13 protein-coding genes are annotated in these 16,454 nt (G+C 48.5%); 2 read left to right on the forward strand and 11 right to left on the reverse strand.

Annotated features, from left to right (window positions below; translation table 11 throughout):
• Positions 1 to 373 precede the first annotated feature (373 nt).
• Complete coding sequence (locus ACLR2L_RS03230; protein WP_413365636.1) at positions 374 to 3,076, forward strand: TonB-dependent receptor; 2,703 nt, start codon at positions 374 to 376, stop codon at positions 3,074 to 3,076.
• A 64-nt stretch (positions 3,077 to 3,140) separates the two neighbouring features.
• Complete coding sequence (locus ACLR2L_RS03235) at positions 3,141 to 3,896, forward strand: rhamnogalacturonan acetylesterase (RefSeq protein ID WP_413365638.1); 756 nt, start codon at positions 3,141 to 3,143, stop codon at positions 3,894 to 3,896.
• A 40-nt stretch (positions 3,897 to 3,936) separates the two neighbouring features.
• Here ACLR2L_RS03235 and ACLR2L_RS03240 read toward each other — a convergent pair whose 3' ends face one another.
• From ACLR2L_RS03240 to kduI, 11 genes are all read right to left on the reverse strand, one after another.
• Complete coding sequence (locus ACLR2L_RS03240; protein WP_413365640.1) at positions 3,937 to 5,310, reverse strand: diguanylate cyclase; 1,374 nt, start codon at positions 5,308 to 5,310, stop codon at positions 3,937 to 3,939.
• Positions 5,311 to 5,628: 318 nt separating this feature from the next.
• On the reverse strand, positions 5,629 to 6,543 hold the full coding sequence (locus tag ACLR2L_RS03245) for a sugar kinase (protein ID WP_413365642.1): 915 nt from the start codon (positions 6,541 to 6,543) through the stop codon (positions 5,629 to 5,631).
• Positions 6,540 to 7,178: a bifunctional 4-hydroxy-2-oxoglutarate aldolase/2-dehydro-3-deoxy-phosphogluconate aldolase gene (eda, locus tag ACLR2L_RS03250; RefSeq protein WP_140957767.1), complete on the reverse strand. Its 639-nt coding sequence runs from the start codon at positions 7,176 to 7,178 to the stop codon at positions 6,540 to 6,542. Before eda ends, ACLR2L_RS03245 begins: the two co-directional genes overlap by 4 nt.
• Positions 7,175 to 8,641 carry a mannitol dehydrogenase family protein gene (locus tag ACLR2L_RS03255; protein ID WP_140957768.1) on the reverse strand — a complete coding sequence of 489 codons (1,467 nt, stop codon included), beginning with the start codon at positions 8,639 to 8,641 and terminating at the stop codon, positions 7,175 to 7,177. Before ACLR2L_RS03255 ends, eda begins: the two co-directional genes overlap by 4 nt.
• Positions 8,641 to 10,062, reverse strand: a complete 1,422-nt coding sequence (gene uxaC / locus ACLR2L_RS03260; protein WP_413365645.1) for a glucuronate isomerase — start codon at positions 10,060 to 10,062, stop codon at positions 8,641 to 8,643. Before uxaC ends, ACLR2L_RS03255 begins: the two co-directional genes overlap by 1 nt.
• Positions 10,063 to 10,075: 13 nt before the next feature.
• Positions 10,076 to 11,563: a UxaA family hydrolase gene (locus ACLR2L_RS03265; RefSeq protein WP_413365647.1), complete on the reverse strand. Its 1,488-nt coding sequence runs from the start codon at positions 11,561 to 11,563 to the stop codon at positions 10,076 to 10,078.
• A 123-nt stretch (positions 11,564 to 11,686) separates the two neighbouring features.
• Positions 11,687 to 12,709: a LacI family DNA-binding transcriptional regulator gene (locus ACLR2L_RS03270; RefSeq protein ID WP_413365649.1), complete on the reverse strand. Its 1,023-nt coding sequence runs from the start codon at positions 12,707 to 12,709 to the stop codon at positions 11,687 to 11,689.
• A gap of 111 nt (positions 12,710 to 12,820) precedes the next feature.
• Positions 12,821 to 14,116 carry a TRAP transporter large permease gene (locus tag ACLR2L_RS03275; protein ID WP_413365651.1) on the reverse strand — a complete coding sequence of 432 codons (1,296 nt, stop codon included), beginning with the start codon at positions 14,114 to 14,116 and terminating at the stop codon, positions 12,821 to 12,823.
• On the reverse strand, positions 14,116 to 14,604 hold the full coding sequence (locus ACLR2L_RS03280) for a TRAP transporter small permease (protein ID WP_413365653.1): 489 nt from the start codon (positions 14,602 to 14,604) through the stop codon (positions 14,116 to 14,118). The genes ACLR2L_RS03275 and ACLR2L_RS03280 overlap by 1 nt, the downstream gene beginning before the upstream one ends.
• 1 nt (position 14,605) lies before the next feature.
• On the reverse strand, positions 14,606 to 15,592 hold the full coding sequence (locus tag ACLR2L_RS03285) for a TRAP transporter substrate-binding protein (protein ID WP_413365655.1): 987 nt from the start codon (positions 15,590 to 15,592) through the stop codon (positions 14,606 to 14,608).
• 9 nt (positions 15,593 to 15,601) lie between these two features.
• Entirely contained in the window at positions 15,602 to 16,444 is an 843-nt protein-coding gene (gene kduI / locus ACLR2L_RS03290) for a 5-dehydro-4-deoxy-D-glucuronate isomerase (protein WP_140957775.1), read from the reverse strand.
• Positions 16,445 to 16,454: the final 10 nt, after the last annotated feature.

Here is a 16,454-nt window from a genome sequence, read left to right on the forward strand (position 1 = left end):
TAGCATTTTGGTTAACTTGAACCATGTTGTCAAGTTGTAAATGGAATTCCTCACAAAAGCCAGTCAATCGTCAAAAATAAATTAAATTATTGTTTAATATAGCTTAAAAATGCATTCACCGCTAAATACACACCATTCATCTGAGTGTTTTTTATTCTGAAACAGCATTACCAATTGTGAAATTGTGTGCAAAAAATGTAAAAAATTAAAAACACCCTATTGCCACCGGTAGCATAAAGGCATATATTGTTAATCGCTTGTAAACTTCAAAAATAAAAATAACAGGTGATGCAAGCATTAGTACCCATGCACACAATGTGTCTGCTATTAAACAATGTCTGAAGCAGGCGCGATAAAACGTGAGGAACCACGAATGAAATTTGCCAAGTCCTTTAAAAAAGCACCTATTAGTATTGCTGTAGCGTGCGCTATGCTTTCTCCTACTGCTGTATTTGCTCAGAGTGCCGAAACCAACGAAGATATGGTTGAGGTAATTGAAGTTCGCGCGTCGAGCTTTGCCGACAGCTTGCAAAAAGCGCTGATCACCAAGCGCGCGTCTACCAGCTCCGTTGATACCATTCTGGCGGAAGATATTGCCGACTTCCCGGATCAAAACATCGCAGAATCACTGCAACGTATTCCAGGTATTGCAATTAGCCGTGAGGCAGGTGAAGGACGTGAAATTACCGTTCGTGGCTTAAGCTCAGATTTCACCCGTGTTCAGCTTAACGGCATGCAAGCGCAATCGCTGTCTGCGGGCACCGGTGGTGTACGTAAAGACCGTGCGTTCGACTTTAACGTATTTGCCTCTGAACTGTTTAACCAAATCAAAGTATACAAAACAGCCTCTTCAGAACTGGAAGAAGGCACATTAGGTGCAACAGTTGATCTGACTACCGGTCGCCCTTTCGATTTTAAAGAAAATGTTGTAGTGCTAAATGGTCAGGCGTCTTACAACGACCAGTCTCAAGAAGCGACACCGCGCTTGTCTGCATTGGCAAGTTACACTAACGATGACCGCACACTGGGTTTCCTGGTATCGGCTTCATTTTCATCACGTATGGTGAATAACGTTGGTTCTGATACGGGCCGTTGGGAAGATGACGGTTTCTGTACTGATTCAAGCTGCCTGGGCACACAAACTGAAGATTTAAGCAGCTACTGGCACCCTCGTTTCCCGCGTTTTGCTGACAAAACGCACGATCAGGATCGCACTGGTTTAACAGCCTCTCTCCAATTTGCGCCAAGCGACGATACAACCATTACCGTTGACGCTTTATACGCTACTATCGAATCAGTGCGCAATGAGCCCTTCATGCAGGCTATTTCACTGGCTCGTACAAACTCTTTGGGTGTTGGTCAGTCATATTTAACCGATTACACAGTAGACGCAAACGATAGTCTCATTGCTGCAACTGTTCATGAAGTTGACGTCCGCTCTGAACACTTCGTATCAAACTGGGAATCTGAATTTACACAATTCAGCGTTGATCTGAAGCAGCACATTGGTGACAACTTAACCGTTAATGCTTTAATCGGTACGTCGTCTTCTGATTTGGATAACCGTGAAGTAACCGTGATCTATGAACACTTTGGTGTGAATGATTCGCGCCGTATGCTCGATTATGCAAACAGCACATCTGCGGTAACCTATGACTTTACTAATCAAATGAGCCCGCAAATTGATTACAGCTTTGATACAACAAACCCTGCAAACTGGGAACTGTCAGAGTACCGTGACCGTTTGTACAAAGCGAGCTCCAGTTATGACAACGCCCGCGCAGACTTTGAGTACATCGTAAATGACATCGTAACCCTGAAAGGTGGTGTAACGTACAAAGATTACTCCTATGAAATCGACGGCTGGCGTGCAGACAAAACATTTGAATCTGCCGATGCAGCAGACGGCGCAGCAGATGGCGTAGCATATGGTATCAGCAACGTACTGACTGCTTCTGACGGCAGAACAATCAACGCTGGTGGACAATCCTTCTTTATGGCATCCAATGCTCAGATCCCACAGTTTCTTGCAAGTGGCGGCTGGTCTTATGCGCCTAACAGCGGTGATACCTATGAAGTAAACGAAGAAAACTTAAGCTATTTCATTCAGGCTGACTTCTTCGTAGAGCTGGGCGACATGGACCTACGCGGTAACGCAGGTGTTCGTTACGCTACAACCGACGTAGAATCTAAAGGTCTGGTAAATGGCGATGAAACTTCGGTTAAAAACGATTATTCAGACACCCTACCATCAGTTAACTTAGCGCTGGATGTAACTGAAGATCTGGTGCTTCGCGCTGCATATGCAGATGTTATGTCACGTCCAAGCCTTAGCACACTGTCTCCAGGTGGAAGTGTTGATGCATTTAACCTTACAGTTAGCTATGGTAACCCGTTCATCGACCCATTCCGCGCAACAAACTTTGATTTGTCTGCCGAATACTACTTCGATGAAGGTGCACTGTTCTCAGTTGCGTATTTCGTGAAAGATATCGAATCATTCCCAACCAGCGAAACTACAACGCTTAACTGGCAGCAAGTAGGCTTACCAGACAGCGTACTGGGTGGACAGGCTGATATTGCTAACAATCTTGACTTCCAGGTTCGTCGCACTGTAAACGGTGAAGGTGGCAAGCTTGATGGTACTGAGTTCCAGTATCAGCAAGTGTTGAACTTCTTGCCAGGACCTGAGTGGATGCAGAAATTTGGTATCCTGGCCAACATGACGTTTGTAAACTCAGATGTTAAGTTAACCGGATTGTCTGAAAAGTCTTCTAACTTCACCGTTTATTGGGAAGATGATGTATTCAGTGCGCGTATTTCGATTGCCAACCGCGACGAATTTACCACGTCATTTAACAATGACCTGAATAAACAACGTTATGTAGGTGCAACGACTCACGTTGATTTCTCGGCCAGCTACAACGTATCTGAGAACTTAAAGATCACTCTGGAAGGCATTAACCTTACCGATGAGCCAATCGTAGACTACACATCACCAAACGTTGGTGGTCGCGTATGGAGCGTTGCTCAAACAGGTCGCCAGTTCTTCCTGGGCGCCAGCTACAGAATGTAATTTTTTAGTGTCCTAAGCAAAGGCCATTATTCTTAATGGCCTTTTTTCGTTTTAAGGAAATCGCATGAATAAACTCTTTGCTCTTATTGCACTTATTGCCGTGTGTGTCCCCGCCAGCGCCTGGGATCCGACCCGTGTTGCACTTCACCTGGTGGGCGACTCTACCATGGCCGACAAGCCTAACCTTGCTTACCCCGAGCGCGGCTGGGGGCAATTACTCCCGGAATACACGAACGAAGAACTGGAAATTGTGAACCATGCAGCCAATGGTCGCAGTACCCGACGGTTTATTAACGAAGGACGCTGGGCACTGGTGTTGTCGGAACTGAAAGCGGGTGATTACGTGTTAATTCAGTTTGGTCATAACGACCAGAAAGCCGATGATCCCGCCCGCTATGCATCGGTAGAGAAAGATTACCCCGCGTTTCTGAAGCAATACATTGCTGATGTGCGCGCCAAGGATGCCATTCCCATGATTGCCAGCTCTATTTGTCGCAGACACTTCGACAGTGAAGGGAAATTACAGCGCAAGCTAATTGATTATGCCAATGCGGCTAAACAGGTAGCACAGGAAGAAAACGTAACTTTTTTTGACCTGAACGACCAAACCTGTAGCTTCTTACAGGAGATTGGCGAGCCGGCCAGTCAGCAATACTTTATTCAGGTACCGTCCGATCTGTACACCCGCTATCCAGAAGGGAAAATCGATAATACGCATTTAAACGTGGTGGGCGCGTCTAAAGTGGCGCAGTTCTTTGTGCGCGATTTACGCGCCAAACAGCATCCATTGGCAAAATACGTTTACCGCGATTCCTTGTAACGTAATAACATTCAGCGCGGTTTGGCCTTGTCCCACCGCGCTAAAAAGGTGAACACTTCACCTGATTGCGCCCGGCACGTTTGGCAGCCAACAGTTGCCGATCTGCCAGTTCAAACGCTTCATCAAGCCCTTCTACCGCCTTCACAGGCGCGACACCGAAGGAGCAGGATACGTCGATATCCTCAAATTGAGCTGATACATGGCTAACCGCATTGCGTATTTGTTCTGCTACTTTTACGCCCGCCTCTAACGGGGTATTGGGCAACAGGATCAAAAACTCATCACCACCAAATCGACCGAATAAATCACTCTCGCGACATACCGAACGAGCAACGCTGGCAACCGATTTCAGCACCGCATCGCCCACCGTATGTCCATGAGTATCATTTATCTGCTTAAACTTATCGATATCAAACACAATGAGCGACAAAGACTCGTGATAACGCACAGCTTGTTTGGCCAATTGCTCAGCGGTATTAAAAAACGAATGGCGGGTAAGCGCTTTAGTAAGACTGTCGAAATGGGCTTGCTGATGCAATTCCCGGTTATCTGAAATCAATGCTGGTACGGCCATGGAAAAATAGGTACTGCAGGCCATAACACACAGAGCAAACTGGAAAATGTACGCTTGGGTTGCAATGCCCAGTAGGGCAACCAGGCCCGCCATGGCAAAGCCAAGTAAGGCAAGGCTGATAGCTGCATATAAGGGCGACTCTGTATATACAATCCACATTTGTGGCATCGCCAGAAAAAACACAAAGCAGGCGATCTCCGGGGAATTAAAGTAGTAGGCGGCGCACGAGGTCACTACGAGCCCCAGCATACTCAGGAGCAGCTTAATGCTATAGGGAAAGTCATTGGCATGCACAATGGGCGTGAACGCAATACCCGCCAGAAAATTGCGAGCAGGATACCAGCGCTGCAACAGCGCGATAAAGATAGGGGTAAGTACTAACATACCCGACATATCGCCTATCCACCAGGCGATTAGCGTTTCTTTAAGGGTAGGCGACTGTAACCCTTGGTATAGCACCAGCGTACCCAATAAAGACACCAGCAGTGTGGTGGCAGCGCAAATAATTAAAAAACGCATCACCACACTGTAAAGATTGTACGACGTAATGCTCGACAGCGTTGTGCGTAACAAGGCTGCCCCAGCACCGTAAATGCCTACATGCAATGCCGCAAATAACACACCCGATGTAAGCAGCGTCTGCACATTGCGATGCGTTTCGAATATGTAATCTTCCCAAAAGGTAGACAACACACAGGCTAAACTAATAGTGATACAGGCACGCCAACCCAAAAACACAATGGCGGTAAAGGTGAGGGCGACAGGGGGGAACCATATACTGGCATGAGGTGCGTATTCCATTACCACCGACAACCGCCAAAGCAGTAGCCAAATAAGCAAAAGCGCAGTGTGCCGCAGCACGCGTGCAGGGACGGAATCAGCTAGTAATATAACTTACCGGCCACACTAAACAAATGTATTACTCTGTTAAGAATAACATCTGAAGAAAAATACAAATCACAAAAACCACACAGGGTTTTGTGCTGATAGTGTGGTCTTAAACTGCTGCACACACTCAATACTCCCGTAACGCTACAAAGCGGCAACCAGCATCTTTGAAATACCGGTATCTCCACGCATTAGTGTATAGGGAATACGGAGTCAGTGCACGATTTCCGTGCACAATAAACTTGCAGAATTGATACGTATCAAGGGTAACTAAAGACGGTTTACCGCTTCGCGTAACGTACTGGCCGGAATAATAGCACCGGGGTGCTGGATCACGGTACTGGCCACTTTCGCGCCATAGCTGGCCGACTCTGTTACGCCCTTCCCGCTGATACGCGCAGCCAGATACCCCCCGTTGAACGCATCGCCAGCCGCGGTGGTATCAACCACCTGAGCAACTTTTTCAACCGGCACAATAAACTGGCCCTGGGCATTTTTAATACGCACACCTATCGCGCCGTTTTTCATCACGGTTTCGTCAATGTTCATGGGTGCTAAGTGCGCAAATACATCATCGGGATTGGTATGGCCATACAACGCCAGGTGATCGTCGCCGCCCGGAAACGCCGTATTGGCAACAGAGTAACACCTGTCCATCCAGGCCTGGGCGATTTCACGGTCTGGCCACAAGCGCGGACGGTAATTGGGGTCAAACACAATTTCGCAGCCCTGCTCTTTCAGTGTTGCAATTAGATCAAACAATTTTTCGCGCTGAACGTCATCCAGAATGGCAACTGAAATCCCCGAAAAATAGAACATATCAATGTGCGATGGCGGTTGCGACATCACATTCAGGGTTTGTGTCGCGGCAGAATTATCACGCCAGTAGGCAAAGGTTCTCTCACCTTGCTTGTCGGTACGCACCATATACAGGCCAAGGTTGCGTTTGCTGCAACGATACACCTGGTCAGTATTAATTTGTTCGTCACCCATGGCAAACAACAATTCGTTGCTAAGGAAGTCCTCACCAATCGCCGTCAGGTAACTCACCGACACATTCGGTGCAGAGCGTTTTAAATAGACTGCGGTGTTATAGGTATCACCCGCAAAACTTTTAACCATGTCGTTGCCGCCTTTCGACACCAACTCCACCATGCATTCACCGAATATGACGATTTTTTTCACGCGGCATCCTCAATAAACTGACCTTGCGCTACCACACAGGCATCGGTAATAGCCTGCCAGTTACTTGCTTTAACGCACTCTTTAGGGATCATCCACGAACCGCCCACTGCAAATACATTTGGCAGAACACTAAATTCATGCAGGTTATGGTCGGCAATACCGCCTGTCGGGCAAAAACTCACTTGCGGAAAAATAGCGCCGAAGTTTTTAAGCATACCCACGCCACCGCATAGGGTAGCCGGAAAGAACTTTGCTTCCGTTAAGCCCGCTTCTACCGCCAGCAAAATATCTGAAGGTGTTGCAGTACCTGGCAGAAAAGGTAATTTGGCATCCGCTAAATAGCCCAGCAGTTTTTCGCTGAGCGTTGGCGTAATAATGAACTGGCTTCCTGCGTCTTTGGCTTCCTGCACCTGTTCGGCATTCAGAACCGTACCCATGCCTACCAGCATATCGGGGAATTGTTCACGTATAGCAGTCACTGCGGCAGCCGCTGCCGGGGTGCGTCTTACCACCTCAATACTGCGCAATCCACTGTTGTGCACAGCACGGGCAATGTTAAGAGCCTGCTCTACGCTGTCTGGCTGCAAAATAGGTAATAATGGCGTGCCTTGGATCAGCGCGCGAAATCCGCTCATAGTAGGGTCTCCAGAGTCTCGGAAATAGTGTTTTTATTTAACGCGGCCAGCTGTTCTACGTGTTTGAGTACGGTTTGCTTAAAATTATTATTAACCGTTAATTCGTCGAACACCTGGGTAAGATTAAGAATGGCATTTGCCAGATCTTTTACGCTGCCCTGATGATGCCGAGCCAGTTCCAGCAGTGTATCTGCCAGTGGATCCACCAGTTTTTCCTGGTCTTTATGGCGTTTGGCAATAAACAGGATCCAGGCGGCAATAGGCACACACAGCAGCGACACTGGATTGCCTTTTTTGTAATTGTCACGCACGGTATTCAAAATGCGGAAAGGCAGCTTTTGTGAGCCGTCCCAGGCTATTTGCGATAGCAAATGACGAATATGACGATTCTGATAACGGCGAACGATATCATCTGCATAACTGGCAAGGTCCATCACGCCTTCGGCATTGATCGACGGCATGATTTCACTCACCAGCAATTTGCGAATAAAGCCGTGCAGCGTATCATCGCTGATAGCTTCAAAAACGGTTTCCTTGCCGGCCAGTGTACCCACGTAGGCCAGAGTTGAGTGTGTACCGTTAAGAATGCGCAACTTAGCATTTTCAAACGCCGCAACATCGTCGGTAAAGGTCACGCCGACTTTGTCCCAGGCAGGGCGCGGGCCACTGAACTTATCTTCTACTACCCATTGTGTAAAGGCTTCACGCTGAATTGGCCAGGCATCACTGACCCCCAGTTTTTCCTGCGCAAGCGCTATCAGCGCTTCATCAGTAGCTGGTGTTATGCTGTCTACCATTGTGCACGGGAAACAGATGTTTGCCTTGATCCAATCCGCCATTGCCGGATCCAGTTTCTGAGCAAACTGATATACCGCTTTACCGAGTTTTTTACCGTTGTCGGCCAGGTTGTCGCAGCTAATTACCGTCATGTCAGCCACACCTTGTTCAAAGCGCTCTTTTAGTGCACAAACAATCAGGCCGACAGCCGAAACCGGCTGGTCGGGGTTAACCAGATCATTGATGATATCGGGGTGCGAGGTATCCAGTTCGCCACTACTGGTCAGGCAATAGCCTTTCTCGGTAATGGTTAACGAAATGATATGCGTATTAGCATCAGTGAGCGCGGCCAGAATGGCATCGCGGTCTTCTTCCAGCACCAGTATTTCATCGAAGGCACCAATAACCTGCACATAGGGCTCGTTATCGAGTACAACCAGTGAGTATAAATTGTCTTGTTCGGCCAGCTTTTGTTTAAGCGTGGCGCTGCGCATTGACACTCCCGTTATCCGCCAGTTACCGCCATAAGCCATGGCCATATCGGTATACACAGCCTGATGGGCACGGTGAAATGCACCAGGGCCGATGTGTACGATGCCGCGGCTGCGTTCGCCACGAACATAGCCAGACTGCTTGATGTCAGCCGGTAAACCGGCCAGCGACTGCTCAGTTAACGGGATAGCCATTATGCGTTTCCTAAGTTGTATGCGTTTTTGGCGAAGTCGTACGACAATTTCTTGATCAGATCGCCTGCTTCTTCTTCGCTAATTCTGTGTTCTGCCACCATCGACGCCAGGAAACGGCAGTCAATACGGCGGGCTACGTCATGACGAGCCGGGATCGACAGAAACGCGCGGGTATCGTCGTTAAAACCTACGGTATTAAACAATCCTGCGGTTTCTGTAACCTGATGACGGTAGCGCAACATCCCTTCAGGGCTGTCGTGGAACCACCATGCCGGGCCCAGCTTCAAACAAGGGTAATGACCAGCCAGAGGCGCGAGCTCACGTGAATACACTGTTTCATCCAGCGTAAACAGAATAATTTTCAGGCGCGGATCATTGCCGTATTTGTCGAGCAATGGTTTAAGGGAATTAACGTATTCGGTTTGCATTGGAATATCGGCACCTTTATCGCGGCCGAATTTCTTAAATACTTCTTCATTGTGATTGCGGAATGCACCCGGATGGATCTGCATTACCATGCCATCTTCAATGCTCATACCCGCAAGTTCGGTGAGCATCTGGCCACGGAACAGTTCCTGTTCAGCGGCAGTAGACTTACCGGTAAGGCACTTGTCGAATAACGCCTCGCACTCAGACAACGACAAATCTGCTGTCAGTGCTGTTGGATGTCCGTGATCCGTTGCGGTTGCGCCGTGATCGCGGAAAAAGGCACGGCGCTGGCGAATGGCTTCCAGATAACCTGTCCAGGTTGTGGTATTCAACCCGGTGATTTCACCCAGTTTATTGATGTTATCTACAAAATCTTCACGCGATGCGTCAACTATATCGTCAGGGCGGAAGGTTGTAATCACGCGTTTATCCCAACCTGTGCCTTTCAGAACATTGTGATGTTTCAGTGAATCCAACGCCCCTTCTGTAGTGGCAATCAGTTCAATATTGAAACGGTCCATCAGCGCGCGAGGTTTGTATGCTGCCTTGGCCAGTTCGGCCGTGATGAACTCGTAGTAGTCCATGGCATTTGCGCTGCACAACATGTCAGACAAACCAAATACATTTTTAAATACAGTGTCCAGCCACATGCGGGATGGCGTACCTGCAAACAGGTGATAATGATCTGCAAAAATCTGCCAGATTTTCTTTGGATCGCTTTCGGTCTCACCGCCATCCCAGCGACGAATGCCCAATTGTTGCAAGGAAATGCCCTGGCTATAGAGCATTCTGAACACATAGTGGTCCGGCAGAATGAACAATTCGGTAGCATTACCAAAGTTCTCGTCATAGGCAAACCAACGTGGATCAGTGTGACCATGCGGACTGATAATAGGCAGATCTTTCACAGTCTGATACAGCGAACGTGCAATGTTGCGTGTCTTTTCGTCCGCCGGAAACAATCTGTCTTCGTGTAATAATATTGGTTTCATATCAATCTCTTTTTTACAAGGTTACGCCACGTTTCCAGATTGCTATCTCGTGACTGCCATTCTTTTCGTTACAGGTTTGCTGGCCCGACGCAATGTTCAGGCACTGCTGGTACAACTGTGCTGCGCAGTCGTCAATACTGACGCCCTGCAACACCTGACCTGCGTTAAAATCAATCCAGTGTGGCTTCTTCTGAGCAATTTCACTGTTTGATGAGATTTTTATTGTGGGTACAGGGAAACCAAGCGGTGTACCGCGCCCGGTTGTAAAAAGCACTATGTGCGCGCCACTGGCGGCCAGCGCAGTTGAACTCACTGCGTCGTTGCCAGGGGCTTGCAACAGGCTAAGGCCTTTTTGCTTCATGGGTTCACCATACTTAAGCACGCCATTAACCGCCGCCTGACCGCCTTTTTGCACGGCGCCCAGGGATTTTTCTTCCAGTGTGGTTAATCCACCGGCTTTATTACCCGGAGAAGGGTTCTCATAAACCGGTTGATTGTTGTCCAGAAAATACTGTTTGAATTCGTTTACCAGGTGCACTATTTCATTGAATACCGGTTCGCTGGTAGCGCGATTCATTAGCAACTGTTCCGCACCAAACATTTCAGGTGTTTCGGTTAACAGTACCGAGCCACCCTGTGTGCACATCAGATCGGTCATACGTCCAACCAATGGATTAGCGGTAATGCCACTAAACGCATCACTACCACCGCACTTCATCCCCAGTACCAGTTCGGTAGCAGGGATAGGTTCGCGTTTATCTTTACCCACTTCACCCAGCATTTCGTGGATCAGGCGAATACCTTCCTCCACTTCATTACCTACCTGCTGTGAGTTGAAGTAACGAATGCGGTTGGCGGGTCTGTCTACTTTTTCAAGTAAAGACGACAGTTGGTTGTTCTCACAGCCGAGGCCCACAATCAACACTGCACCGGCATTAGGGTGTGACGCCAGTGACGCCAGAATAGTTTGAGTGTCGTTCAGATCGTCGCCTAACTGCGAGCATCCAAATGGGTGAGTAAATGCACGGAAGCCATCACATTCACCAAAAAAGCGGCGCTCGCATTCAGCAGCAATGCGCTCTGCGGTGCGGTTAACACAACCTACGGTATTGATGATCCAAATTTCGTTGCGAATACCCACTTTGCCGTTCTCACGGCGGTAGCCCATAAACGACGCCACACTTGGACGGGTAATGGGTGCAGGTACCGACTTAGGTGAATAGGTATACGATTCCTGGCCACTTAAAGCAGTTTTTAAATTGTGACTATGCACATGCTGGCCCTGGGCAATGTCGGTTTGGGCAATACCAATGGTAAAGCCGTATTTTACCACTGCCTGACCTGCTGATATGGCCCGCAACGCCACTTTATGGCCAGCAGGAATATCTTCCAGCAACGTCAGCGCCAGTGAATCAATGTGTTCGCCTGCCGAAAGCGGCATGGTGGCAACTGCGACGTTGTCGTTTGGATGAACTTTAATCAACTGAGTCTGAGTTGTCATAGCGAATCATATCTCACGTTAGTGCAAGGCTTGGTTACTGATTTTAAGATAGCACATTTTTAACATGTGTGCCACCGGTGGCATTTTAAGACACAATTAAATGCTCTTTCAAGCAAAATCTTTTTATTTTGTGACTTTGCGGGTAGATTCCCGAATGATCAGATGCGGCTTTACAATGTAGTCGTCAACGTCTTCAGTAGGTTTATTTTCAATTAATGCAACAATTTTTTTCGCTGCAAGACCCGCCATCGCCACAACCGGACGTTGTACCGTAGTGAGTGACGGAATCACCCTGGAAGCAAATAAGTTGTCGTCGAATCCGGCTACCGATAATTCACCAGGTACATCAATCCCCATTTCATGGGCAACTTTTAGTACTCCGGCAGCCATTTCATCGTTGTTGGCAACAATTACCTGCGGGCGAGGAGTTTGAATTAACAGCGTTCTGGCGCACTCTATGCCGCTTTCGTAACTGTTTTTACCTTCAATAATACGTTCAGGAGGCACAGGCATGCCCAGTTCAGCCAGAGTATGAGTAAGCCCTTCCAAACGTTCTACGGTTGAATAGTAATGCTTTGGACCACTGATAATGGCAATGTCTTTGTGCCCCAGCGATACCAGGTAACGCGCCATGTCGCTAAGCGCAGCGCGGTCATCCGACACCACAATATTCTCTTGCTCGTCAATTTTCACCGACGCCATACGCACATAGTTTATACCGTGATTTTGCAAGGCCTTGGCAAGCTCATTCGCTTCTGACGCCGGCGGCAGCACAATGACACCATCGATATTGGAGCGTCTCACAAAATTAACGCAGTTGCTGATAAAGTCGTCGCTGCGATAGTGGCAAGGGTGCACAACCAGTTCATAGCCCTTTTCGGAGCACACGCTCAACACACCGCGCTGAACCTGGTCGATATACAAGGCATCCGGGTTATCGTAAATCAACCCGATTAAATAGGAGCGACTGGCAGCCAAGCCACGAGCCTGCTTGTCGGGCGAAAAACCCAGCTCATCAATAACCTGCTGAATCCGTTCACGGGTGGCCGCACCAACGTTAGTGGCACCGTTTATTACTCGCGATACCGTTCGCTTGGACACACCGGACAGTCTGGCAACGTCATTAATGGTAGGTTTCTTTTCCATCTGGCAATTCTCGTTTTATTGTTATTGTGCGCCTGCGAGTCTACCCGGAGTGTCACCAAAGTGCCACAAGGCCAGACCACAAGCGTTTATACCGTTATTGACACGCCCTGTCTATAAGCCAAATACAGCAGGCAACGCTTCGCTAAACCAGGCCACATAGGTTACCAGCATCAGCACTACAAACATGGCGCCATACAATGGCAATAACGGTTTAATAATTTTGTCGAGACGCGTTTTCGCAATGGCACAGGTAATAAACAATACCGCACCCACAGGCGGCGAACACAAGCCGATCGACAGGTTAAGTACAATCATGATCCCGAATTGCAGCGGTGACATACCCAGTTGCATGGCTACCGGCAGGAATATCGGGGTAAAGATAAGTACTGCTGGTGTCATGTCTAAAAATGCGCCCACAACAATCAATAGCAGATTGATCAGCAACAGGATCATTATCGGGTTGTCGCTGATATCCAGCAAAAATGCGCTGATATTCTGCGGAATATTTTCAAACGATAGCATCCACGACATGGCGGTAGACGCACCGATCAGCAGCATAACAATCGCCGTGGTTTCCGCAGACTTAAGCAGAATATCGGGCAATTGTTTAACCTGCACTTCCCGATACACACCAACCGCCAGCACGAGGGAGTACACTACCGCAATGGCGCCAGCTTCAGTGGCAGTGAAAATACCACCTACAATACCGCCAATTACCAGCACAATCAGGAATAAACTTGGCAAGGCTGCCGCAACCTGCTTTACCACTACATTTAACGGCAAGCGCTCTGTAGTTGCATAGCCCTTTCGCTTAGCGTGGAAATAACACACTATCATTAAACTCAGGCCAACCATAATACCTGGCAAATAACCCGCCATAAACAGCGCGGCAATCGACACCCCGCCACTGGCAATAGCATAAACAATCAGGATATTACTGGGTGGGATCAGCATACCGGTGGTTGACGCCGCCGCGGTAACGGCGGCACTGAAGTTTTCGTCGTAACCCTGCTTTTTCATCTCTGGCAACATAAAACTGCCAATCGCCGAGGTTGTAGCAACCGCAGAACCAGAAATGGCACCAAACAACATACACGACACCACGTTTACCAGTGCTAACCCACCCGGTAACGAGCCAATTAGCGCGAGCGCGCAGTTGATCAGGCGTTTAGCGATACCACCACGTCCCATGATCATGCCCGATAGCACGAAAAACGGAATGGCAAGCAAGGCAAAACTGTCGAGGCCCCCCGCCATTCGCTGAGCGATGGTGGTTACGGCGGGCGTAAAGTCGATGTTCATTAGCATGGCAATAAGCGTTGCAATACCAATGCTAAAAGAAATCGGTACGTTTAATACCAGTAAAGCAAAAAACGCAACAACCAGTACAATTGCGGTCATGTCCATTACAGCGCCTCCACATCGTCGGCAACCCACAGATTGCGGATATTTATCAGGCAATACAGCATGATCAGCGCACCGGTAATGGGCAGTACTGTGTACACATACCCAATTTTTACTTCCAGCGCTGCAGAAATCTGCTCAAGTTGCAGAGTCAAGCTAACCAGTTGGTTACCGCCATACAGCAGTGCTGTTGCGCAAAAGCCAAACACTAATAGCTCAACCAAGGTGAGGATGACTTTACGTCGTTGTGCTGGTTGCTTTTCAACAATCAGATTAAAGCCCAGGTGCACCTTCTGGCGATAGGCGTATGCCGCTCCCAGCAAGCCAATCCAAATCAGGAAAAAGCGCGACAGTTCTTCGGTTACTGACGCTGGATCCTTTAAAATGTAGCGAGATATAACCTGCCACACGACCGCCAACAGAATTCCTAACATTGCCAGGATAAGTGCACCCGCTACTGTGCGGTCGATAAATGCAATAATTGAGCGCATATTACATAGCCTTAATTTGTTCGATTAACGCACCAATTTCGGTGTCGCGCAGACTGTCGTGAAACGGTTTAACCGCTTCAACAAAAGGGCCTTTGTCGGGGTAGATCACCTCTACGCCGTCGGCAATCACCATTTCAAGCGATTCCTTGGTTGATGCCTGCCAGGCTTCGCGTTGAAATACCACAGACTCTGCCATGGCCTGAGCTACCCATTGTTGTTGCTCCGGGTTGAGATTTTCCCAGGTGCGCAACGACATCAGCATCACATCTGGTACTGACGTATGTTCATCAAGGGAGTAATAGCGCGCGATTTCGTAGTGACGTGAAAGGTAATAGCTGGGCGGATTGTTTTCAGCGCCATCTACTACACCTTGCTGCAATGCCGTATACAGTTCGCCCCATGCCACCGGCGTGGCGGCAGCACCGAGTTCACGTACAGTTTGTACTGCAGTAGGGCTGTTCAACACACGAATTTTCAGGCCGGCTAAATCGGCCGGTGAATGGATAGGTTTGTCATTGGTGTAAAAACTGCGGCTACCAGCATCGTAGTACGCCAAACCTTTCAGTTTAAAATCCTCTATCCCCTTCAACAAATTTTTACCGATATCACTGTTTAGCACAGTCCAGTAGTGATCGTTATCGCGGAAAATATAGGGGATGCTGAAAATTTTCATGGCCGGAGCAAAGCCTTCAAGCGGGCTTGCTGATACCTTTGTCATGGATAGTGATCCAATTTGCAGCAGCTCAATCATTTCCCGCTCTGTACCCAACTGGCTACCGGGATAAATTTTTACATCCATCTGGCCGTTCGACAGTACAGCAAGGCGCTCACCAAAAAACACCATGGCTTTGTGAACCGAATGCTGAGTGTCCAGGGTATGACCCAGTCTTAGCACGACTTTGTTATCAGTTACTGCGTTGTCGCTGCATCCTGCAATCAGGAATAACGAGGTCAGCAACGCAAACGGTAAGGTTTTAAACAAGCTCATTGCCAACTCCTAGCGCAGCTCACTGGCGGGAAACTTGTCCATATCGTCATAGTCGAGATTCTCCCCGGCCATACCCCATATAAACGCATAACTTGCCGTGCCGCAGCCGCAGTGAATCGACCAGGGGGGTGACAATACAGCCTGTTCGTTTTGCACGAACAGGTGGCGGGTTTCCTTTGGCTCACCCATAAAATGGCATACCGCTTGTTGTTCTGCGATATCGAAATAGAAATACACTTCGTTACGGCGGTCGTGCTGGTGCGCTGGCATGGTGTTCCATACACTGCCCGGATACAGCCGGGTAAGGCCCATTTGTAACTGACAGGTTTGCACTACGCTGTTAATGATCAACTGATGAATATCGCGTTCGTTGGCCGTTTCAGCAGACCCCATATGCAGCACATTGGCATCGTCTTTACCCACTTTTTTACACGGGTAGCTTGCATGTGCTGGTGCAGAATTCAGGTAAAAGTGCGCGGGGTTTTCAGCACTGTCGGAATAGAACGTAACATCGTACTCGCCTGCTCCAATGTAAAGTGCCTCGCCTTTTTCCAGCGCATATTCGGCATCGTTTACAGTAATCTTGCCGGGGCCGCCTACGTTTATCACACCCACTTCCCGACGGGCCGTGAAGCTTGCTGATTTAAGAGCATCCAGTGTTTCCAGTACCAGCCCATTTTCCAATGGAACAGCACCGCCCACCATAAAGCGTTCGTAGTGGCTATAAATCCAATACACTTTGCCTGGTTGCATAAGTTTGTCAGCCAGGAAGGCATTGCGCAGTTCCTGGGTATCGTATTGCTTTGCTTCGCGCTGACCGATGGCGTATCGCGTTTCGTATTCTGTAGTCATGAGTTATACC

Origin of the sequence: Alteromonas sp. AMM-1 (genome assembly GCF_047290655.1) — a bacterium.
GTDB classification, from domain to species: Bacteria; Pseudomonadota; Gammaproteobacteria; order Enterobacterales; family Alteromonadaceae; genus Alteromonas; species Alteromonas mangrovi.